The organism is Hyalangium ruber (genome assembly GCF_034259325.1).
Lineage (GTDB): Bacteria > Myxococcota > Myxococcia > Myxococcales > Myxococcaceae > Hyalangium_A > Hyalangium_A rubrum.
In genome coordinates this window covers 220,480-241,149 of record NZ_JAXIVS010000002.1, presented here as the reverse complement: position 1 = coordinate 241,149, position 20,670 = coordinate 220,480, and the positions used below count along the sequence as shown (strand labels likewise).

Here is a 20,670-nt window from a genome sequence, read left to right as displayed (position 1 = left end):
ACCTGCTCCTGGCTGTGTTCGCCCTTGAAGCGCGAGAGAAGCAAGGAGAGTCCGTCTTGGCAGATGAGTGGGGCTCGGGATTGAGGCGGTCCGAATCCCTGGCGGGTGAGGCGGCGCCGTCGTACCGCGAGCGGCCTCGGATGCTCGCCGACGTGCGGGGCACCTCGGACATCGAGGCGGACGCGCTGCGCTACCGCATGCTGGCGCGGCACCTGCGCACGGTGGTCTTCCAGTTGGATCCGCTCGGCCGCTTCACCCTGCTGGGTGCCTCCTGGAACGAGCTGACGGGGCTGAAGACGGCGGCGGTGCTCGGCACCCCGCTGGTGGAGGCCCTGCACCCGGTGGATCGCGAGCAGATCTCCATGCTGCTGCGGACGCTGACGACGCGCACCCAGGACAGCTTCCGGCACGAGGTGCGCGTGCTGAGCCGCGCCGGCACCTGCTGGGTGGAGCTGTTCGCCCAGGCCTCGCCCGCCTCGCCGGGAGAGGTGCTGGGCATCATGACGGACATCACCGAGCGCCGCCGGGCGCTGGAGGCCGTCATCACCCGCGAGCGCGGCCTGGCCGCCGTGGTGGAGGTCCAGCGCCGGCTGCTGGCGCACGAGCCGGAGGATGAGCCCTACCAGAACCTCCTCGAGCCGCTGAGCCGCGCCGCGGGCGCCGGCCGCGTCTATGTCCTGGAGGCCCGCCGCGAGGAGCGAGGGCACCTGCTCGTCACGCGCCGGGCCGAGTGGTGCGCCGTCGGCATCTCCTCGCTCCTGCACCGCGCGGAGCAGAAGGAGCTGCCGCTGGAGGAGCTGCTGCGCTCGGACCATGCGCTGGCGCTGAGCGTGGGCCAGCCCGTGCAGTTCCTGGCCGCCGAGTGTCCCTCGCCGCTGCGCGAGCATCTGGAGGCACAGCAGACGCGCGCCGTGCTGCTGCTGCCGCTGAAGGTCCACGGAGAGGTGTTCGGCTTCCTGGGCTTCGACAACTGCGTGGAGTCGCGGGTCTGGGAGCAGGGCACGGTGGACCTGCTGGTGGGCGCGGCCGGAGCGCTGTCGCTGTCGCTGGAGCAGCGCACCACGGACGCGCTGCGGGCGCGCACCGAGGCCACGCTGCGCAGCACCGAGGCCGGCCTGCACCTGCTCATCGAGGGCTTTCCGGATCCGGTGCTGATGCACGCGGACGAGCAGGTGCTCTACGTCAACCCAGCCATGGTGCGCTACCTGGGCCACGAGGGGCCCGACTCCCTGGTGCGCCAGCCGGTGCTCGCCGTGGTGCGGGGCGAGGACCACTCGGCGATGCTGCGGCACCTGACCGAGGCCCGCGAGGAGCTGGCCGCGCGCGCTCAGGAAATGACGCTGCTGCGGCAGGACGGGCAGGAGGTGGTGGCGGACCTCGTCACCCTGGGCGTCACCTTCGAGGGGCGGCCGGTGATGCTCACCTTCGCGCGCGACTTCACCGAGCGCAAGCAGATGCAGGCGCAGTTGATGCTCAGCGACCGCATGGTCTCCATGGGCACGCAGGCGGCCGGTATCGCGCACGAGCTGAACAACCCGCTCTCCTACGTCATCGCCAACCTGGAGTTCGTCCACGGGGAGATGCGGGCCGGGCCCGCGGATGCCGAGCGCGTGGCCGAGTGGCGCGAGGTGCTGGGAGATGCGCGCGAGGGCTCCGAGCGGGTGCGGCAGATCGTCCGCCAGCTCAAGGCCTTCTCGCGGGTGGACGAGGAGCGGCGCGAGCCGGTGGACCTGCACCAGGTGCTCGACTCGGTGGCGCAGATGGCCAACAACGAGGTGCGCCACCGGGCGCGGCTGGTGAAGGACTACGGCACGCTGCCGTACATCGTCGGCAACGACGGCAAGCTCTTCCAGGTCTTCCTCAACCTCGTCATCAACGCCGCGCACGCCATCCCCGAGGGCAAGGTGGACGGCAACGAGATTCGCATCGTCACCCGCGAGGATGCGCGCGGGTGGGCGGTGGTGGAGGTACGAGACAGCGGCTCCGGCATCCGCCCCGAGCACCTGGGCCGCATCTTCGAGCCCTTCTTCACCACCAAGCCGCACGGGGTGGGCACGGGGCTGGGGCTGCCCATCTGCCATGCGCTGGTGCGCGCGCACGGCGGCGACATCTCGGTGGAGTCCACGCTGGGTAAGGGCACCACGTTCCGGGTGGTGCTGCCGCCCGCGGAGGAGGAGGCCGAGTCCGGGAGTGCGGAGTGCGTCCCCGTGTCGAGCGGCGCCGGCAAGCGGGTGCTCATCATCGATGACGAGCCCTCGGTGGCCGCCGCGCTGGGCCGGATGCTGGAGGGACACCGGGTGGAGATCGCCCACGGCGGGGTGCAGGCCCTGAAGCTGCTGGGGAGCGAGCAGGGCTATGACCTCATCTTCTGTGACCTGATGATGCCCGAGCGCACGGGGATGGACGTCTTCGAGGAGATCATCGCCCGACAGCCGGAACTGGCCCAGCGCTTCATCTTCATGACGGGTGGAGGCTTCACCCCGCGCTCGCGGGAGTTCATTGCCTCCGGCAAGTACCGGGTGCTGGACAAGCCGTTCGACAAGGGCGACGTGTACCGGCTGATGCTCGAAGTGCTCTCTCTCGGACGGACGGCTCCGTCGGCGGGCTGAGGCCGGGAACTCGCCCGGAGTCACCTGGGGAGGGGATAATCCTCCGCCTCGTCCCCATTCGTACCCGCTGGAGGAGCCATGCGCCGTGCCTGTCCTCGTCTCACCCCGGTGCTCGCGCTGGCGCTCGTACTGGCGACGGGGTGTTGGCCGTGGTCCGGCTCGAAGCCCACGCCGGATCCCGGCCCGGTAGAGCCAGGCGGTCCGGGCCTGGGGGGCGCGTGCGCGGGCAACCAGCGCTTCCTCATCGGCAGCGGCCTCTATGACATCACCGGGCCGGCCGCCGAGGTGGGGATGATGGGCTACGCGATGGTGGATCAACAGACGCAAGGCATCCACCTGCGCCTGCGCTCGCGGGCCTTCGTCATCCACTCGCCGTGCAACGAGAAGCGCGTCGTCTTCGTGAGCGCGGACCTGGGGCAGCTCTTCCAGGCGGTGAAGCAGCAGGTGGTGGAGCGGCTGCGCTCGCGCTACGGCAACCTCTATACGGACGCCAACGTGCTGCTGAGCGCCACGCACACGCACTCGGGCCCGGGCGGCTACTCGCACTATGCCCTCTATGATTTGACGACCTTCGGCTTCATCCCCCAGAACTTCGAGGTCATCGTCGAGGGCATCGTCCAGTCCATCGTCCGCGCCCATGAGAACCTGGGCGAGGGCTCCCTGCGCATGGCGGCCGGGGAGCTGCTGGACACCAGCATCAACCGCTCCCCGGAGGCCTACCAGCGCAACCCGGCGGAGGAGCGCGCGCGCTACCCCCACGACACCGACAAGCGCATGACGCTGGTGCGCTTCACCCAGAGCGACGGGCGGGAGATCGGCCTCATCAACTGGTTCGCCGTACACGCCACGTCCATGGGCAACGACAACCACCTCATCAGCGGCGACAACAAGGGCTATGCCTCCGCCCTCTTCGAGGACGCGATGGGCACGCTGTACACGCCGAAGGGGCCCACCTTCGTGGCTGCCTTCGCGCAGAGCAACGAGGGAGACGTGACGCCCAACATCCTGGGCGGCACCCACGGCGGAGGCGCCAACGACTTCGAGGACACGGCGCTCTCCGCGCGCAAGCAGTACACGCGAGCCTCCGAGCTTCATGCGAGCGCCACCACGTCGCTCACCGGCGGCGTGGACTACCGGCACCTGTACGTGAAGATGGATGAGGTGTCGGTGGAGCCGGGCTTCGCGGATGGGCAGCGGCGCGGCACGTGCCCGGCCGCCATTGGCGTGTCCATGCTCGCGGGCGCCGAGGATGGGCCGGGCTTTGGCCGCGAGGGCGTCTCCTGCCCCACCGCCCGGGACTTGTTCGGTGGCTTCGTCTGCGCCGTCTCGAGCACCGAGTGCCAGGCGGAGAAGCCCATCGTGCTGCAGATGGGGACGATGAAGCCCTACCCGTGGAGCCCCGAGGTGCTGCCCCTGCAGCTCGTCACCGTGGGCAACCTGGCGCTGGTGGCCGTGCCCTTCGAGCTGACCACCATGTCCGGGCGCCGCCTGCGTGAGACGGTGCGCGAGCGGCTGGCGCCCGCCGGCATCACCGAGGTCGTCATCGCCGGCCTGTCCAACGCCTACTCGGGCTATGTCACCACGCGCGAGGAGTACGCGAAGCAGGACTATGAGGGCGCCTCCACCCACTTCGGTCCGTGGACGCTGGCGGCGCTGCAGCAGGAGTTCGCCCGGCTGGCCGAGGCGCTCCGGGCCAACACGCCCGTGGCGCCGGGGCCTACGCCGAGGGACCTGCGCAAGGACGTCATCGGCCTGCAGCCCGGGGTGGTGTTCGACGACAAGCCCATCTGGACCTCCTTCGGAGACGTCGTCCACGGCAAGGACGCGCGCGCCTCCTACCAGCGCGGCGAGACGGTGAGCGTCACCTTCTGGAGCGGCCACCCGAAGAACGACCTGCGCACCCAGGGCAGCTTCCTGCGGGCCCAGCGGCGCGAGGGCCTCGGGTGGAAGGATGTGGCGTACGACTGGGACTGGGAGACGAAGTACCGCTGGAAGCGTGAGAGCTGCCTGCCCCTGCTGGGGTGCTCACACGTCACGGGGGAGTGGACCCTCCCCGAGAACACGCCCGCGGGCACCTACCGCCTGCTGCACGGCGGCCAGTGGAAGTCCGGGTGGGACGGCAAGGCGCATCCTTATACCGGCATCTCCCGCGAGTTCACCGTGCCGTGACTCAGGTGCAGGTGCCGTCGGCGCTGCAGGTCTGGTTCTTGTTGCAGCTCTTGCACACCGAGCCGCCCTTGCCGCACAAGGTCCTCCAGTTGCCGGGCGCGCACAGGTTGTTGACGCAGCACCCATCGCACGAGCTGGGGCTGCACCGGCACTGGCCCCCCACGCACTGCTGGCCCGGATCGCACATGGCATTGCCGCCGCACCGGCACTGGCCGTTGGCGCAGCGATCCGCGCGCACTGGGTCGCACGCCGGGTTCTGGCCACACACGCAGGCGCCCGAGGTGTTGCAGGCGTTCGCGGTGTCCGTGTCGCACATCACGCAGGCCACGCCCCCCGTGCCGCAGGTGTTGAACGTGGAGGTGGTGCATGAGCCACCCATGCAGCAGCCATTGGGGCAATTGGCACAGACAGGAGTGCCCCCATCCGTCCCTCCATCCGGAGTCCCGCCGTCCGGCTCGCCGCCATCCGGAGACCAGGGCTCCAGCCGCACGGGGACCTCCACCTCATAGCCCTCGCGCACCTGCGCCTGCTCCGTGCCCAGCGCCACCGGGGTGCCGTTGGCCAGGCCTTCGATGCGCACCTCCGCCTGCGATTGGTCCGCCACCGAGGGCAGCAGCAGGCGGAACGAGTCGCCGTTGGCCAGCAGCCGCTCGGGCTCCTCCGGCAGCAGGTGGGGACCGATGTTGCTGTCCTCCACCGTGGCCGAGATGCGGATCTGATCCATCAACAGCGTGGGGGGGAAGTCGATGGTGACGAAGAGCGCCGTCCCCGAGGCCTTGGCGGGATCCCGGCAGGCGCCCAGCAACAACCCCAACCCCAGCAGCCAGAGCCCGCAAAGAGCCCCGGCCCGAGTGACCGTCTTCGCTTTGCGCTCCAAGCGTTTCATGTGCCCTGCAGGGTAATGGCGTGATGGGGGCCACTGCAGGGGGGTGAATCCAGGGAAGTCCAGTGAGTTGAGAAGATAACGTTTACCCGGAGTTGATCAGGAAACACCGAGAGTGACTAGAGCAGCGGACACTCTTGGGCCAGGGCCACGGGGGCCTGGGCGGTGGAGGGACGGTTGGGACGCAGCCGCAGGAGGTACTCGCGCAGCCGCGGGGAGGGGTTGATGAACTGGAGCCCCACGCCCGGCGGCATGCCCCAGGTGCTCGCCTGCGCGGACTCGACGTGCCGGACGACTTCGCCGACGCACTCGACGGTCTCTCCCTCGAGCAGCAGGGTGAACTCGAGCCGGCTGAAGAGGCGGGGGAAGGGCTCGGCGCAGCACATGAAGAGGCCGCCCCGGCTCAGCTCGATGCACTGCACCTCCACCTCTCCGGTGCCGCTGCGGCGGTGGACGCGGGCCACCCAGCTTCGGGAGGGCCCGGCCTCGGGGCGGGACACGTGCGCCCGGGGCGTGCGCAGACAGACGGTGGACATGGGCACCGGCGTCTGGCCTCGCGGAGAGGACTCCAGCTCGCCGAGCATGGGCTTGGGCGCGGGCGGAGGCGGGGCGTTCACCCCGGCCAGCACGGCCTGCTTGAAGTCGAACGCGGTGGCGAAGCGCTCCTCCGGGCGCCGCGCCAGCGCGCGGAGGATGGCCTCGGAGAGCCCCACGGGAATGCGCGGGTTGAGCGTGTGCGGTGGCACCGGCCCCGGCGCCGTGAAGGACAGCAGCAGCTCCGCCATCTGGCCGCGCGGGTAGGGCAGCCGCCCGGTGGCCACCAGGTACGCCGTCACTCCCAGCGCGTAGATGTCGGAGCGCCCGTCCACGGACTGCCCCGTCCACTGCTCGGGAGACATGTACGCCGGAGTCCCCAGCACGGTGCCCACCACCGTCAGCGCAGGCTGCGGCTTGGGCCCACGCGCCTTGGCCACGCCGAAGTCGAGCACCTTCAGCGAGGGCAGCTGCCCCTCGCGCCGCACCACGAAGAGGTTGTCCGGCTTGAGGTCGCGATGCACCACCCCGGCGCGGTGCGCGGCGTCCAGCGCGTCACACGCCTGCTCGAGCAGGTGCGCCAGCAACTGCGGCTCCATCGGCCGGGACAGCTGGGACAGCGGCACGCCCTCCAGGTACTCCATGACGAAGTAGTGCAGGCCGCCGGGCGCCTCGCTGATGTCGAAGATGCGGACGATGTTGGGGTGGCCCACCAGGTTCACCGTGCGGGCCTCGGCGTAGAAGCGCGCGCGCAGGCTCGCGTCCTGGCCCAGGTGCGGGTGCAGCACCTTGAGCGCCACCCGCGCGCCGATGCGCGTCTGCTCCGCCAGGTACACCGTGCCCATGCCGCCCGAGCCCAGCTTGCGCACCACGAGGTAGGGCCCCAGGTGCTTGCCCACCAGGTCGATCGGTGGCTCGGCCTCTCGCAGCGGGGGCGGTGTCGCGTAGACACGGGGAGAAGGTGTCACCAGCCCACGCGCAGGGCTCGAGGGCGTGTGACGGACCCGACGCTCTACGGACGTGTTCTGGCCCGTCTGGCTCCAGGACACGTTCCCGCACAGCGCATCATCGGCATGTTCCGACAGGCAGAGTTCGCAGTGCATGGGGGTCTAAGAAACTGAGAAAGGGGACCCGCACGGTCTGCAAGACGTGTGCTTCGGCCTGGGTGTACTTTTCGCGAATGACAGGTGCGATGACGCGGTGTGTCCGACGCGACTTCGCGGCATTGCAGTGCCACGCGGCGCACAGACACACCCCGTCACCCAAGGTGCGTCGACAATTCGTTCAATTCGCGCTTTATCGGTTCTACACATCGTTCACCGCGCCCCACCCCGGAGCGCGGGAGGAAGCCTCAGGCGCGCTTGCCGCGGGCGGTGGGCTTCCAGGGCTCGGCGTCGATGCGCACGCCCACGTACGAGGGGAAGCGCGGCACGCCGTCGTTGGAGAGCTCCTGGTAGCGGAAGGTGATGATGCTGCCGAGGCCGGGAGGGTTCTCGCGCTCGGCGTCGGACAGGCCGGTGCCCACCGAGAAGCGGGTGCCGTTGCGCAGCTCCACCTCGAGGGCACCCAGCCGCCCCTTGTGCCGGCCGGCACCGGGCTGGTGGCCGATGACGCGCGCCTCGTCGTCATGGAAGCTCTTCACCTTCAGCAGCGTGTAGGAGCGGCCTGCCTCGTAGCGCGAGCCGGGCTGGCGCAGCATCAGCCCTTCGCCTCCGAGCCCCTCCACGCGCGCCAGCTCCTCGCGCAGGTGCTTCACGCTCTGGCAGGGCTGGTGCTCCAGCCACTCGGCATAGGGCGGCGCCACGTCTTCCACGAACTGCTGGCAGTGAGCGAGGCGCTCCTCGAAGGGAGCGTCCAGCGAGGGCGCATCGAAGATGACGAAGGCCAGCTCCTTCCAATCGTCGCTCTGGTCCTGCCGCCGCACGACGCTGACGGTGCGCTGGAACTTCTTTCGCCCGCCGAACAGCTCCCCATCCAGCGGGTAATCCGGCAGCTTCTCGGTGAACCAGGCCGGGGCGTAGAAGGGATTGCCCTGGCGCGACAGGAAGCGCTTGCCGTCCCAGTAGGCGCGCACGCCATCGAGCTTCTCGCTCATCCACCAGCCGGTGAGGTCCGTGTCGTTCGTCCACGAGTGGGCCAGCAGCACCGGTGGGGCCTTGGCGTCGCTCGACGTGGCGCTGGCGCTCGAGGCCGGCGCGGCGCGGTTCCGGGCGCGGTTGGTGGAGGGGCTGGCCGAAGCGCCGGAGGCTGCCGCCTGGGTGCGGGCGTCCTCGGCCGCGTCGCCGCGAATCTTGCGCAGGTGCTTGCAGGTGCGGCGCTCGATGGCCACGGACTGGTTGCGCCAGGCGGGGCAGGTGCAGGAGTACACACCGCCGGTGTTCTTCAGGATGTACGGCTTGGCGCCAGAACCTTTGACTTCGAGCTGCTCGCCATTCGCGATATCGGCCACGAGTTGTCCTCTCACAACGCCGCGAGTTCCTCGCGGCGACGAACAGAATCGTATCCGGCGGGTCTGACGTAGACGGAGGACCCTGGAAGGTGGGTAAGTGGGAGACGCCTTCGGAGGTTGCGGCGCATGGTGATCATCCTCATGGGAGTGGCGGGAGCGGGGAAGACGACGCTGGGCAAGCGGCTGGCGGAGGCCCTGGGGTGGCGCTTCCTGGAGGGAGACGATTTCCACCCGCCGGAGAACGTGGCGAAGATGGCTTCGGGGGTGCCGCTGACGGACGTGGATCGCGCCCCGTGGCTGGAGCGGCTGCGCGGGCTCATCGCGGAGGCGGTGACGCGAGGCGAGGACCTGGTGGTGGCCTGCTCGGGGCTGCGGCGGAGCTACCGGCTGCTGCTCACGGTAGACCCCTCGCGGGTGCGGTGGGTGTACCTGAGCGCTCCTCGGGAGGAGATCGCCCGCCGGTTGAAGCTGCGCCAGGGACACTTCATGCCGCCGAGCCTGCTGGACAGCCAGTTCGAGACGCTGGAGGCGCCGGAGGACGCGCTGGAGGTGGATGTGGCGCGGGAGCCCGAGGAGGTGGTCGCCGCCATCCGGGCCGGGCTGAAGGTGTGACTCAGCGGAGCGCGGGCCAGACGAAGGGCTCCACCGTCCAGCGCTCGCGCAGGCGCGCCTCCAGCGACGCGAGGGTGCTTGCCAGCGCGGGCACGGGGTTGAGGGGCTCCAGCAGCAGGCGGCAGCGCTCGAGGTGGTGCAGCAGCGCGTTGCGCTCGGTGAAGCCCGGCGCCCACTCGCGGTCCCGCTCCAGGGCCTTGGGAGAGATCCACTGGAAGACGTTCACCGTGCGCGCGGCGACCACCGTGGCGCATGCGCGGGCGTACTCGGAGTCCACCCGGGCCGCCTCGCAGCCCTGCGCCAGCACGAGGCGGTAGGCGACGTCCGCGCGCGTGGAGAGCTCTTCCGGCAGCGGCACGGAGATGAGCCACATCAGCGCGTCATAAAGCGCGTGGCGCATGCCCGCGTATTCGAAGTCCACGAGGTGCGGGCCGTCGCGGGTGAAGACCGTGTTGCTGGGCGCCATGTCCCCGTGGGTGAAGGCGAGGAAGGGCCCGGGATCCGCGAGCGTACGCGAGAGCTGCTCCAGGTCCGCGAGCGTGCCCGGCGCCTCTTGCGCGCCCACGGCCTCGACCCAGCGACTCAGCCGGCTGGCGTTGTCCACGAGGTAGCGCGCGTTCTCGATGCGCACCCGCTCGTGGCGGGGCTCCACGGCCTGGCGCACGGCGTCGTACTCGGCTTGCGCGCCCAGCGTGCGCACGTGGAGCTCGGCGGTGAGCCGGACGATGGAGAGCAAGGCACTGCTGGCGATCTGCGGGTCGTCGCCGCGAAACAGGGAGTCGAGGCTCTGGCCCCGGCCGAGGTCCTCCATGACGAAGAGGCGCGCCTCCTCGCTGCCGGCCAGGAAGCGCGGGCTGCCGGGGATGCCGCGCCGGGTGAGGAAGAGGGTGCCCGCCCAGTCATCGAGCCCGCACACGGGCTCTTCCCGGAAGTGCTTGAGGACGACGCTCTGCACCTCGCCGCCGACGACGCGGGCGCGCACCACGTGGCTGCGAGCCCCCGCACCGAGCACCTCGGGCTCGCTGAGGAGCACGGGGCGCCCCCATGTGGCGGAGAGCGCGCGGGCGCCATCGGCCAGCAGCAGCTCCAGTTCGGGCGGGTTCAGGATATGCGCTCCACGGTAGCCCCGAGGCGCTCGAGCAGCTCGCGGTACCACGAGAAGGTGCGGGCGGTGCGGTCGCCCAGGGCCTGGGTGCCCCAGAGGACGGTGAGGGTGCGGCGGGTGTCCGCGTTCGTCTTGGTGCGCTGGGCGTCCTTCACCGCGTTGGCGCAGGGGCCCTCGGCGTCGAAGAGGCACAGCAGGCCGCTCAGGTCGATGGTCTGCCCGGACGCGTTGAAGATGTACTCGGAGCCAGCCGGCGCGATGCCGAGGCGGAAGGGCGCCTTGGCCCGGTCGAGGTCCACCACGCTGATGGGCAGGCCGCTGTGGAGGGACACGGCGTTGCAGGCATCCACGGCGGCGTTGATGGAGCCGAGGGAGCCATCTCCGGCGGCGCGCACGAGGTACTCGGAGGCGGGCTTGCCCCGGCCGGTGGGCTTGTAGCCGCCGTGGCGCAGCAGGTCGCGCACGGCGCCGCGCACGGCGTCATCGCTGCTCAGGGGCGCGGAGGCATCCGGCTTGAGCAGCGCGGTCAGCCAGTCCGGCGAGGGCCGCGCGGACAGGGGCTCCGGGAACGTGGTGGTGAAGGCGAGGGCGTCCAGGAGGGGATGAGGGTCGACGGTCAGCACGGCGCCACTCTATGGCGCCGACCGGCACCGCTCTACTTACTCGAACAGGCGACTGGCGAGCCGTGCCAGCTGCTGCGCCTTGCCCGTGTAGGGCGGGAAGAAGAAGTGGGCCAGGGACGCGCGCCCCTGCCGCATGACCGACCGGGCGTGGCTCAGCTCCCGGAAGCCCGCCTCGCCGTGGTAGGCGCCCATTCCGCTCTGCCCCGTGCCTCCGAAGGGCAGGTTCGGGTTGGTGATGTGGATGACCACGTTGTTCACCATCGTCCCGCCCGCGGACGTCTGCCGCAGCAGTCGCTCCACCGCGTCCTCGTCCTGGCTGAAGAGGTAGAGCGCCAGCGGCTTGCCTCCGCCGCGAATCGTCTCCACCACCTTCTCCGGCTTCTCGTAGCGCAGCACCGGCAGCACCGGACCGAAGATCTCCTCCTCCATCACCGCCGCCTCTTCCGTCACATCCGCCAGCACGGTGGGCGCGATGTAGCGGCTCTCCTCATCCACCACGCCCCCGGCCACCACCCGCGCTCCCGCGGTCACCGTCCGGTCCAGCAGCCCGCGCACCCGCGTGAACGCCGCGGCGTCCACCAGCCGGCACAGGTCCGGGCTCGCCCGGCGCGCCTCCTCCGTCTTCCCGTAGAAGCGCTCCAGCGCCTCCTTCACCTCGGAGAGGAACGCCTCCTCCTTCGAGGCATGCACGTACACGTAGTCCGGCGCGATGCACGTTTGTCCCGCGTTGAGGAACTTGCCCCAGATGATGCGTTCGGCCGCCGCCTTCACATCCGCCGTCGCGTCCACCACCGCCGGGGACTTGCCGCCCAGCTCCAGCGTCACGCTGGACAGGTGCCGCGCCGCCGCCTCCATCACCTTGCGGCCGATGCGCGGCCCGCCCGTGAAGAAGATGTGGTCGAACGGCAGCCGCAGCAGCGCGTCACCCACCTCCGGACCTCCCTGCACCACCGCCACCTCGGAGGAGTCGAAGGTGTCCTGCACCAGCGACGCGATGAAGGCCGCCGTGTGCGGCGTCTTCTCGCTGGGCTTGAGCATCACGCAGTTGCCCGCCGCCACCGCTGTAATCAACGGGTTGAGGGCCAGGGCCAGCGGGTAGTTCCACGGCGCCAGCACCAGCACCACGCCCTTGGGCTCGTAGCGCACCTCGCTGCTCGTCCCCGCCAGCAGCAGCGGCGTGCCCACCTTGCGTGGCTTCATCCAGGACTTCAGGTGCTTGAGCGTGTGCGCCAGCTCCATCAGCACGGGCAGCAGCTCGGTGCTCTCCGCCTCGGCGCGCGGCTTGCGGAAGTCCGCGTAGAGCGCCTCCGCCATCGCCTCGCGCCGATCCAGCAGCAGGGCCTTCAATCGCTCCAACCGGGCCAGGCGCTCCCGGGCGTCCGTCTGGGCCTGCTGCCATCGGCGCGCCTGGAGCCGCTCGAAAGCTTCCTGCAGCGGACGCTGGGTCTCCGCCGTTTCTTGGGTCCTGACGAGGCGCATGGCAGCTCTCCTATCGATTCAGGGACCCCCCAACCGCCCGAGGGCCCCCTGTCTTCCCGTGGATCCGCCTACTCAAGCCAACGACTCAGGCGGGCGGCAAGCCCCTTCAGTCCCTTTCCGTCATAGGGCGGGAAGAAAAGCGAGGCAGCCGACGGCAGCGCCTGCACCAACACCGCCCGCTCGTGGCTGAAGGTCTTGAAGCCGTACTGGCCGTGGTAGTGGCCCAGGCCGCTCATTCCCACGCCTCCGAAGGGCAGGTGCGGGTTGGCGATGTGCAGCAGCACGTTGTTCACCACCGCCCCACCCGAGGTGGTGTGCTGGAAGACGTCCTCCACCGCGCGCTTGTCCTCGGCGAAGACGTAGAGGGCCAGCGGCTTTCCCCCGGCGTTGATGTGGGCATAGACACCCTCCCGGTGCTCGTACGTCATCACCGGCAACACCGGACCGAAGATCTCCCCCTCCATGATGGCCATGTCCGGCCGCACGCCCGAGAGGAGGGTGGGCGCCAGGTACCGCGTCCCCGCATCCGCCTGCCCACCGGTCTCCACGCGCGCCCCAGCGGCCACCGAGCGATCGAGCAGCTCCCGCACGCGGCGGAAGGCCCCGTCGTCCACCAGCCGGGCGAAGGAGGCACTCTCCCGCCATGCCGTCTCCTGGGAGCCATAGAAGGAGGCCAGCGTCCGCCGGGCGTGCTCCAGGAACTCCTTCTCCCGCGAGGCGTGGACGAAGACGTAGTCCGGGGCGATGCACGTCTGCCCCGCGTTGATGAACTTGCCCCACATCAGCCGCTCCGCCGCCGCCTTCACGTCCGCGGAGGCATCGATGATGGCGGGCGACTTGCCACCCAGCTCCAGCGTCACGCTGGCCAGATGCCGAGAGGCCGCCGCCATCACCTTCTGGCCGATGCGCGGGCTGCCCGTGAAGAAGAAGTGGTCGAACGGCAGCTCCAGCAGCGCGTCTCCCAGCGCCGCACCGCCGCGCAGCAGCGCCACCTCGCGCTCCTCGAACACCTCGCGCACCAGCTCCTCCAGGAGCGCCGCCACGTGCGGCGTCTTCTCGCTGGGCTTGAGCACCACGCAGTTGCCCGCAGACACCGCCGCGATGAGCGGGTTGATCAGCAGCGCGAACGGGTAGTTCCACGGCGCCAGCACCAGCACCACGCCCTTGGGCTCGTAGCGCACCACGCTCTTGGTCCCCGCCAGCAGCAGCGGCGTGCCCACGCGCGTGGGCTTCATCCAGGACTTCAGGTGTTTGACGGTGTGGTTCAGCTCCTCCATCACGGGGTGCATCTCCGTCAGCTCCACCTCGGCCGCCGGCTTGCGGAAGTCCGCGTACACCGCCTGGTTCAGCGCCTCGCGCCGCGCCAGGATGGCCGCCTTCAGCTTCTTGAGCCGGGCGATGCGCTCGGAGGCCGTGGTGCGCGCCATCGTCCAGCGGTGCGCCCGCTGCGCCTCGAACACCGCGCGCACCCGCGTCACGTCCACGAAGTCCTCGGGAACGGGCGCCACGCGAGGGGCCGGCGCGGTCGTGGGAGCCGCTTCGGTCGGAGCGCCACCCGGAACGGGCGTGGCGGTGGAGGGCTTCTTCGTGTTCTCAAGCATGGGCGCGCTCCTGGACCTTTCTAACGATGGTGGTGACGGCGCTGCGCGGCAGGAAGCGCACGCTCTGCGCCAACAGGTTGTTCACGAAGCCGGGGATGACGACCGCCTGCCCCCGGTGCAGCGCCTCGTAGCCGGCGCGCGCCACGGTGAGCGAGTCCATGATCTCCTTGCCCTTCACCAGCCGGGACTCCTCCATCTTCGCCTGCTGCTGGAAGCCCGTCTTGGTAGGGCCCGGGCACAGGCAGGTGACGGTGACGCCCGTGCCTCGCGTCTCGTTGGCCAGCGCCTCGGAGAACGAGAGCACATACGCCTTGGTGGCGTAGTACACCGCCATCAGCGGCCCGGGCTGGAAGGCCGCCGTGGAGGCCACGTTGAGGATGCGGCCGCTCTTGCGCTCCAGCATCCCCGGCAGCACCGCCTTGGTCAGCGCCGTGAGCGCGGAGATGTTGAGCTGGATCATCTTCAGCTCCGCGTCCAGGTCCGTCTCCACGAAGGCCCCGTAGGCGCCGTAGCCCGCGTTGTTCACCAGCGCGTCCACCTGCACGCCCTCGACCTTGAGCCGCTCCATCAGCCGCGCTGGAGCCGCGGGGTCCGACAGGTCCGAGGCCACCACCAGCGCGCGCACGCCGTGCTTGGCGGACAGCTCCTGCGCCAGCTCCTGAAGCTTGGACTCGGTGCGCGCCACCAGCACCACGTCATAGCCCCCCTCGGCGAACAGCCGAGCGAAGTCCAGGCCGATACCGCCCGAGGCTCCGGTGATGAGGGCTGTCTTCTTCTTCGTCTGGGTCGTCATGGGGATCTCCTTCTCCTCTGAGAAACTCAGCGGGCCTCGAGCCCGCGCAACAAGGTGGTCAGCGCTTCCGTCAGCTCGACCGTGAAGTCCACGCGCAGCGGCGCCATGTGGGGCAGCGCCAGCACCTCGCGCGTCACCGGCGCCACGTCCGCCATCTGCCGCAGCCCCGTCACCAGCGCGTGCAGGTGCATCAGGAAGCGCGCCCCCTCGCCCGGCTTCAGGAACTCCAGCCGCTGCTCCACCTGCGCGCCCGTGCGCACCAGCGCCTCCAGCAGCCGCTCCTTGAAGCCCCGCGCCTGCTCGGCAGTGACGTTCTGCTCCAGCACCGTCTGCAACAGCGCCAGCAGCCGCGTCAGCGCCTCCTGGCCCTCCAGCGACTCGGCCACCGTGCGCGCCAGCCGAGGCCCCGCCCACCGGCCCTCTCCGCTGGCCAGCTGCGCCTCCAGCTTCGTGAACCACGCGAAGAGCAGCTCCTCCAGCAGCGCCAGGAACAGCGCCTCCTTCGTCGGGAAGTAGAGGAACACCGTGCCCTTGGCCAGCTTCGAGCGCTCCGCCACATCCGCCATCTTCACCTCCGCATAGGAGGTGGCCGTGTAGAGCGCCAGCGCCTCATCCAGGATGAGCCGCCGCCGCGCCTCCTTGTCCTCGTCCCGCCGCGCCCTGAGCGGCAGCACCCGCTTCGCCTTCACCGGCACATTGCTGACCATGAGTCACTTGTAAGAGCCTCCCTATTTCTTGTCAATGACCCCCGGTCATTTCGAGGGTTCGGGAGCGGAAACTCGCTCTGCTCGGCCGGTGTGCGAGCATGTAGGTTCATGATGAGGCCCCTCCAGGCGGAACTGCTCCAAGGACGCGCGCTCTACCGCGAGGTGGTGCTGGGCAAGCTGGCCCAGGCGCGCGAGTCGGTGTGGATCGCCACCGCCAACGTGAAGGCGATGTTCGTGGAGCAGGGCGAGAAGTTCGTCCCGGTGCTGGAGGTGTTCGATCGGCTGGCGGCGCGCGGGGTGGCGCTGCGGCTCTTGCACGCGGAGCTTCCGAGCCGGCCCTTTCGCGAGGCCTTCGACGCGCGGAGTCGGCTGGTGCGGGGCGGGCTGGAACTGAAGGTGTGCCCGCGGGTTCACTTCAAGGCCGTGGTGGTGGATGGGGCGTGGGCCTACCTGGGCAGCGCCAACCTCACCGGCGCGGGCCTGGGCGCCAAGGGCGAGGACACGCGCAACTTCGAGCTGGGCTTCGTCACCGAGGACTTCGATGTCATCGACCGGGTGACGGCGCTGTACGAGGCGGTGTGGGGCGGGGCGGAGTGTCGTGGGTGTCGACTACGCTCGGTGTGTCCCGACCCCATCTTGCCCCCGGGAGCCGGAACGGCGAAGAAGCGGGCGTCCGATGGCATTCGCCTGGGACATGCCCGGCGCCTCCGGCGCTAACGACGAGGGAGAACTCGAAATGAAGCTCTATTTTGCCCCTGGCACCCGTGCCATGCGTCCCCGCTGGATGCTCGAGGAGCTCGGCGTCCCCTACGAGGTGCAGCAGCTGGACCTGATGAAGGGCGAACACAAGCAGCCGGCGTACATGAAGATCCACCCGCTGGGCGTGGTGCCGGCGCTGGATGACAACGGCTTCGTGATGATCGAGTCGGCGGCCATCGTGATGCACCTGGCCGACAAGTTCCCGGAGAAGGGCTTCGCTCCGGCGCCGGGGACGAATGAGCGCGGCGAGTACTACCAGTGGATCTCCTACGTCATGACCGAGGCGGAGAAGCCGCTCGTGGAGATCCTCATGCACACCCGCTTCCTGCCCGAGGCCCAGCGCTCGCCCACCGTCATCGCGACGAGCAGCCAGCGCTTCAAGCAGGTGGCCGTTGCCCTCGAGGAGCGCATGAAGGGCCGTGAGTACGTCGTCGGCAGCAAGTTCAGCGCCGCCGACGTGGTGGTGGGTGGCGTGCTCAGCCTCGGCGCGATGTTGGGCCAGCTTGGTGATTACCCGGCGCTGCAGGCCTACGTACAGCGGCTCCACCAGCGCCCGGCCGCCCAGAAGGTCTTCGGGCACTAGCCTCTGGATTGACTCCCCGCGGGCGGTCCGGTGGAGTGGGCACCGGGGCGCCCGCCCCGGTCTTCCGTGGTCCCTCGTGTCTTCCCCGTGTCCGAGCCCTCCTCCGCGAACCCTCCCGAGAAGATGGCGGAGCTGGCGGTTCGCCGGCGCAACTTCCTCATCTGCGCGGCGGTCTTCGCCTCGAGCGTGGTGACGCACCCGGTGTTGTTCGGCGCGCTGCGCGTACCCGTCGCGGCGGTGCAGCTCGCCTGGGCCGCCTCCTTCGGCCTGCTGGGTGTGCTGGTGGGCTCCGGCAGGTTGCCCCTCCCTCTCGCGGGGATGGCGGCGGGCCTGTTGAGCATCACCGCGCTCACCCTCGAGGTGCTGCTGTCGGGGGGCATCCACAGTCCCTTCTTCGCCACCTTCTATATCGTCCCCCTGGTGATGGCCGTCTTCGTGCCCGCGCGGCGCTCGCCCGTGCTGGTGTCCATCGCGGTGACGCTGGGGGCGCTGGTGCTCGTGTGCGTGCTGTCCGGAGCGCCCACGCGCTTTACGATTTCTCAAATCATCGTCTTCAGCTTCTCGGCCGTGGTGTCCGCCTACGGCACGCGGACGTACCAGCGGCTGCTCGCGGCCGAGCGCCAGGCGAACCAGGAGCGGCTCAAGGCGCTCGAGCAGCTGGCCGAGAGCGAGCGCCACCGCCTGCACGCCGAGCGCCACCGCGCGGAGGTGGAGCGGTGGGCGCTGGTGGGCCAGCTCGCCTCCGGCGTGGCCCACGAGGTGAACAACCCGCTGGCCTTCGTGAAGGCCAACCTCTGCTTCCTCCAGGAAGAACTCGTGGAGCTCCGGGAGCCGCAGAACCGGGACGAGCTGCGCACCGTGCTGGAGGAGACGCAGCAGGGCGTCTCTCGCATCCAGCAGATCGTCGCGGACCTGCGGCAGTTCTCCCGGGAGATCTCCGCCGGCGAGGAGTGCGCGGTGTCCGAGGCGCTGGACGAGGCGCTGCGCCTCGGCGCGGCGCGCCTGAGCGGCGTGGGCGAGGTGGTGCGCGAGGTGTCGTCGGATCTGCCCAAGGTCCAGATGGGGCAGCGGCACCTGGCGCAGGTGCTGCTCACCCTGCTCGTCAACGCCGCCGACGCGGTGAGGTCCGCCCAGCCGCAGCGCCCGGCCCATATCGTCCTGCGCGCCCGGCCCGACAGCGGAGGCGTGCGGCTGGAGCTGGAGGACAACGGTACGGGCATTCCCCAAGAGGTGATGCCCCGCCTGTTCGAGCCCTTCTTCACCACCAAGTCCCGGGACAAGGGCACCGGGCTGGGCCTGGCGCTGTGCCGCGAGTACCTGTCTCGCGCGGGAGGCGCGCTGTCGGCGGAGAACCGTCCCGAGGGAGGCGCTCGCTTCACCCTCCTGCTCAAGGCCGCGAAGTCCCAGCCCGTCGCCAGCGTCTGAGCCTCGCCTACTCCGCGGGAGGCGAGCCCTTGCGGTGTTGCTCGCGCCAGGTGCTGGGAGAGTCACCCACCAGCTTGCGGAACAGGCTGCTGAAGTGCTGCAGCGAGGCGCAGCCCACTTCCACCGCCACCGCCGTCAGCTTCATGTCCGTCTCCAGCAGGAGCTGCTGCGCGGTGCGCACCTGCACCGAGTTGAGCTCGGACTGGAACGAGGTGTTGGCCTCCTTCAAGCGCCGCTGCAGCGTGCGCTCGGACATGCCCATCTCCCGGGAGACATCCGACAGGCCCGCGTCCAGCAGCCGGGTCCGCAGCACGCGGTGCAGCTCCTGCAACAGCGGTGACTGGCCGGTGGCCTGCGCCATGAGCTGGTTGAGCTCCGCCACCAGCTCCGCGGCCCGCACCTCGCCCACGCCCAGCCATCCCAGCGCCTCGCCCGTGTCGGTGAAGACATCCGTGGGGTACGAGCGCCGCAGCAGGCTGTAGAAGCCGCCCACCGCCGCGCCCACCAGGCCCTCGGGACGCAGCAGCGCCTGCCGCTTCACCGAGGTGGCGAAGTCCTGCTCGCGCTGCTGCATGTAGTTGACGAAGAAGGAGAAGGCGTTCGGGTCCGGGTACTCCAGCCGTCGCGCGTCCACCAGCGAGGCGTGGGGCGCGTGCGGCGTGCGCTCCACATCCAGCACCTGCGTCAGGCGTCTCGCCTGCGTCTCGCCCGGACGCCCCCAGAGGATGAACCCGGCCAGGTCCTCCGAGGCGTACCAGTGCAGGAACCCGTCCCCTATGAAGTAACGGCCGAGGGGGTTCCGGACGTAATCGTCGACTCCGTCAGCGGCTCGCACGGCGCGGCAGAATAGCCCCTCAGCACCCGCGCCACCCAGAGCGGATTGATCGGCGAGAGCGAGGTTTGCAGATCTGGACGAACGCGGTCTGCCACTGTCAGGGAGTGGGTAGCCCCCGGCAGCTCCCTCCAGGGGACCTGGGGCCAGACGTGGTGGGCCTGATGGTGACCCGCGTTGAAAAAGAACAGGTTGTACAGACGCGAGTTCGATGTGACGGCCAGCGAGTCCTTGCGGCGGGCGTCCGTCTCGAAGTGAGCGGCCAGGTTGAGCCAATAGATGGAGAGCTGGCCCACCAGCCACAGTCCCCAGAGGGACAGGCCGAGGGACGGGCGCCAGAAGACGAGCCCCAGGAGCAGGCCGTCCACCACGACGAAGTCCAGCGCCAGCTCCAGGCGCCAGGCGCGCGTCTTCGTCGCCTGCCACACGTTGCCCACCACCTGCCACGGCCAGAACCACGGCGCGAGCGTGGAGCGCAGCAGATAGCGCAGCACACCCTCACCCGGACGACGCATGCCCCAGTCTCCCGGGCCATCGTTGTAGCGGTGGTGGTTGAAGTGGTGGATGTAATAGCCCCGGTAGGGGAAGCCACACGAGAGCCCCAGCGTGCGCGACACCACGAACTGGAGCGCTCGTGGCTTCACGATGGGCACGTGCATGTGGTTGTGCAGGACGGCGTAGTTCCAGAACAGCACCGCCCAGCCCAGCACCAGCATCCCCGCGCGGCCGGTCCACTCCAGCGAGCTCCAGCTCCACAGGAGCGCGGGAAACCACGCCCACCACAGCGCATGCACGGCGAGGTTGGGCAGGTCCAGCGCGGGCGATGTTGTTCGAGGGGGACGCATGAGGGCGGTGTGTACGCCCCCGACGTCCCATGTCGCTTCCTTCCTCGCGCCAAGCAGTTGCGAGGAGGCGACGCCCCACCGACCCCGCCTCCCTCACGGGAGGTCGGGGACTCAGCGGTGGATGGCGCCCGCTACCTGGGTGATCAGCCGAAGCTGAGCAGGCTCGAGCCGACGCAGCGCGCGAATCACGCGCCGCACCTCGGGACGCTCGCCGTACTCCGGCGGATCCTCGGCCACCGCCACCGGCTTCTCCGCCGAGGCGACTCCGAGCAACACGTCCGAGGAGCAGTTGAGCACCAGGCACAGGCGCCGCAGCGTCTTCACGCTGGGCAGCATGTGGCCGCGCTCGAGCCGTCCGTACACTTCCGTGGCGATGCCGACCCGCTCGGCGACATCCGCTTGAGTGAGATCCAACCGCTGGCGAGCCGCGCGTACCGAGGCTCCGATGATGGTGGCCAGTCGCTGTTCCATGGCTGCTGACACCTTCTGAAAAGGGCGTTGACCCTCTTGTGCGCAAGACGCGTCATCGAGGGAGTCGTCACTCGTTGTGAGCGACGGCGTAGGAGGGAGATTACGGAGGGCGTCTGACATCTCTGGGTCCCTGTAGCCGCCCCGGGAAGGCTCTCCTCGCAGACCGCGCACGCACACCCGTGCCGTTGCGG

At 69.9% G+C, this 20,670-nt stretch carries 18 protein-coding genes; 6 read left to right on the top strand and 12 right to left on the bottom strand.

Going from position 1 to position 20,670, the window contains the following annotated elements; translation table 11 throughout:
- The first annotated feature begins 56 nt into the window (after nucleotides 1-56).
- Nucleotides 57-2,609: an ATP-binding protein gene (locus SYV04_RS06070; protein WP_321544662.1), complete on the top strand. Its 2,553-nt coding sequence runs from the start codon at nucleotides 57-59 to the stop codon at nucleotides 2,607-2,609.
- A 78-nt stretch (nucleotides 2,610-2,687) separates the two neighbouring features.
- The gene (locus SYV04_RS06065; RefSeq protein WP_321544661.1) at nucleotides 2,688-4,778 is read left to right on the top strand and encodes a neutral/alkaline ceramidase; all 2,091 of its coding nucleotides are present in this window, start codon (nucleotides 2,688-2,690) and stop codon (nucleotides 4,776-4,778) included.
- A gap of 1 nt (nucleotide 4,779) precedes the next feature.
- On the opposite strand, the gene SYV04_RS06060 is transcribed toward SYV04_RS06065, so the two are convergent.
- The 3 genes from SYV04_RS06060 to SYV04_RS06050 form a co-directional block, all read right to left on the bottom strand.
- The gene (locus tag SYV04_RS06060) at nucleotides 4,780-5,664 is read right to left on the bottom strand and encodes a hypothetical protein (RefSeq protein ID WP_321544660.1); all 885 of its coding nucleotides are present in this window, start codon (nucleotides 5,662-5,664) and stop codon (nucleotides 4,780-4,782) included.
- A gap of 116 nt (nucleotides 5,665-5,780) precedes the next feature.
- Nucleotides 5,781-7,163: a protein kinase domain-containing protein gene (locus SYV04_RS06055; protein ID WP_321544659.1), complete on the bottom strand. Its 1,383-nt coding sequence runs from the start codon at nucleotides 7,161-7,163 to the stop codon at nucleotides 5,781-5,783.
- Between the two features lie 383 nt (nucleotides 7,164-7,546).
- Entirely contained in the window at nucleotides 7,547-8,644 is a 1,098-nt protein-coding gene (locus SYV04_RS06050) for a DNA ligase (protein ID WP_321544658.1), read from the bottom strand.
- Nucleotides 8,645-8,770: 126 nt separating this feature from the next.
- Between SYV04_RS06050 and SYV04_RS06045 the strand changes: the two genes are divergently transcribed.
- Nucleotides 8,771-9,256: a gluconokinase gene (locus tag SYV04_RS06045; RefSeq protein ID WP_321544657.1), complete on the top strand. Its 486-nt coding sequence runs from the start codon at nucleotides 8,771-8,773 to the stop codon at nucleotides 9,254-9,256.
- A gap of 1 nt (nucleotide 9,257) precedes the next feature.
- On the opposite strand, the gene SYV04_RS06040 is transcribed toward SYV04_RS06045, so the two are convergent.
- The 6 genes from SYV04_RS06040 to SYV04_RS06015 form a co-directional block, all read right to left on the bottom strand.
- Nucleotides 9,258-10,289, bottom strand: a complete 1,032-nt coding sequence (locus SYV04_RS06040; protein ID WP_321544656.1) for a phosphotransferase — start codon at nucleotides 10,287-10,289, stop codon at nucleotides 9,258-9,260.
- Nucleotides 10,290-10,357: 68 nt separating this feature from the next.
- Nucleotides 10,358-10,984, bottom strand: a complete 627-nt coding sequence (locus SYV04_RS06035) for a phenylalanine--tRNA ligase beta subunit-related protein (protein ID WP_321544655.1) — start codon at nucleotides 10,982-10,984, stop codon at nucleotides 10,358-10,360.
- 36 nt (nucleotides 10,985-11,020) lie between these two features.
- Nucleotides 11,021-12,463, bottom strand: a complete 1,443-nt coding sequence (locus SYV04_RS06030) for an aldehyde dehydrogenase family protein (RefSeq protein ID WP_321544654.1) — start codon at nucleotides 12,461-12,463, stop codon at nucleotides 11,021-11,023.
- A 68-nt stretch (nucleotides 12,464-12,531) separates the two neighbouring features.
- A complete protein-coding gene (locus SYV04_RS06025) occupies nucleotides 12,532-14,064 on the bottom strand; it encodes an aldehyde dehydrogenase family protein (protein ID WP_321544653.1) in 1,533 nt (510 codons plus the stop codon).
- The gene (locus SYV04_RS06020) at nucleotides 14,057-14,857 is read right to left on the bottom strand and encodes an SDR family NAD(P)-dependent oxidoreductase (RefSeq protein ID WP_321544652.1); all 801 of its coding nucleotides are present in this window, start codon (nucleotides 14,855-14,857) and stop codon (nucleotides 14,057-14,059) included. Before SYV04_RS06020 ends, SYV04_RS06025 begins: the two co-directional genes overlap by 8 nt.
- A gap of 26 nt (nucleotides 14,858-14,883) precedes the next feature.
- Nucleotides 14,884-15,564 carry a TetR/AcrR family transcriptional regulator gene (locus SYV04_RS06015; protein WP_321544651.1) on the bottom strand — a complete coding sequence of 227 codons (681 nt, stop codon included), beginning with the start codon at nucleotides 15,562-15,564 and terminating at the stop codon, nucleotides 14,884-14,886.
- Nucleotides 15,565-15,675: 111 nt separating this feature from the next.
- Here SYV04_RS06015 and SYV04_RS06010 point away from each other — a divergent pair, with 111 nt between their 5' ends.
- The 3 genes from SYV04_RS06010 (at nucleotide 15,676) to SYV04_RS06000 (ending at nucleotide 18,331) form a co-directional block, all read left to right on the top strand.
- Nucleotides 15,676-16,281: a phospholipase D-like domain-containing protein gene (locus SYV04_RS06010; protein ID WP_321545229.1), complete on the top strand. Its 606-nt coding sequence runs from the start codon at nucleotides 15,676-15,678 to the stop codon at nucleotides 16,279-16,281.
- A 19-nt stretch (nucleotides 16,282-16,300) separates the two neighbouring features.
- Complete coding sequence (locus SYV04_RS06005; RefSeq protein ID WP_321544650.1) at nucleotides 16,301-16,906, top strand: glutathione S-transferase family protein; 606 nt, start codon at nucleotides 16,301-16,303, stop codon at nucleotides 16,904-16,906.
- Nucleotides 16,907-16,993: 87 nt separating this feature from the next.
- Nucleotides 16,994-18,331, top strand: a complete 1,338-nt coding sequence (locus SYV04_RS06000) for a sensor histidine kinase (protein ID WP_321544649.1) — start codon at nucleotides 16,994-16,996, stop codon at nucleotides 18,329-18,331.
- A 7-nt stretch (nucleotides 18,332-18,338) separates the two neighbouring features.
- On the opposite strand, the gene SYV04_RS05995 is transcribed toward SYV04_RS06000, so the two are convergent.
- The 3 genes from SYV04_RS05995 to SYV04_RS05985 all read right to left on the bottom strand — a co-directional run bounded on the left by SYV04_RS05995 (nucleotide 18,339) and on the right by SYV04_RS05985 (nucleotide 20,479).
- Complete coding sequence (locus SYV04_RS05995) at nucleotides 18,339-19,058, bottom strand: helix-turn-helix domain-containing protein (protein WP_321545228.1); 720 nt, start codon at nucleotides 19,056-19,058, stop codon at nucleotides 18,339-18,341.
- A gap of 47 nt (nucleotides 19,059-19,105) precedes the next feature.
- Nucleotides 19,106-20,008, bottom strand: coding sequence for a fatty acid desaturase family protein (locus SYV04_RS05990; RefSeq protein WP_321544648.1), 903 nt, complete (start codon nucleotides 20,006-20,008; stop codon nucleotides 19,106-19,108).
- Between the two features lie 111 nt (nucleotides 20,009-20,119).
- Nucleotides 20,120-20,479 carry a helix-turn-helix domain-containing protein gene (locus SYV04_RS05985; protein WP_321544647.1) on the bottom strand — a complete coding sequence of 120 codons (360 nt, stop codon included), beginning with the start codon at nucleotides 20,477-20,479 and terminating at the stop codon, nucleotides 20,120-20,122.
- Nucleotides 20,480-20,670 lie beyond the last annotated feature (191 nt).

Excerpts from the sequence above, each read along its gene's own strand:
- SYV04_RS06065 (WP_321544661.1), top strand. The coding sequence starts at position 2,688 with ATGCGCCGTGCCTGTCCTCGTCTCACCCCGGTGCTCGCGCTGGCGCTC.
- SYV04_RS06060 (WP_321544660.1), bottom strand. The coding sequence starts at position 5,664 with ATGAAACGCTTGGAGCGCAAAGCGAAGACGGTCACTCGGGCCGGGGCT.
- SYV04_RS06045 (WP_321544657.1), top strand. The coding sequence starts at position 8,771 with ATGGTGATCATCCTCATGGGAGTGGCGGGAGCGGGGAAGACGACGCTG.
- SYV04_RS06030 (WP_321544654.1), bottom strand. The coding sequence starts at position 12,463 with ATGCGCCTCGTCAGGACCCAAGAAACGGCGGAGACCCAGCGTCCGCTG.
- SYV04_RS06025 (WP_321544653.1), bottom strand. The coding sequence starts at position 14,064 with ATGCTTGAGAACACGAAGAAGCCCTCCACCGCCACGCCCGTTCCGGGT.
- SYV04_RS06020 (WP_321544652.1), bottom strand. The coding sequence starts at position 14,857 with ATGACGACCCAGACGAAGAAGAAGACAGCCCTCATCACCGGAGCCTCG.
- SYV04_RS06015 (WP_321544651.1), bottom strand. The coding sequence starts at position 15,564 with ATGGTCAGCAATGTGCCGGTGAAGGCGAAGCGGGTGCTGCCGCTCAGG.
- SYV04_RS06010 (WP_321545229.1), top strand. The coding sequence starts at position 15,676 with ATGAGGCCCCTCCAGGCGGAACTGCTCCAAGGACGCGCGCTCTACCGC.
- SYV04_RS06005 (WP_321544650.1), top strand. The coding sequence starts at position 16,301 with ATGAAGCTCTATTTTGCCCCTGGCACCCGTGCCATGCGTCCCCGCTGG.
- SYV04_RS05990 (WP_321544648.1), bottom strand. The coding sequence starts at position 20,008 with ATGCGTCCCCCTCGAACAACATCGCCCGCGCTGGACCTGCCCAACCTC.
- SYV04_RS05985 (WP_321544647.1), bottom strand. The coding sequence starts at position 20,479 with ATGGAACAGCGACTGGCCACCATCATCGGAGCCTCGGTACGCGCGGCT.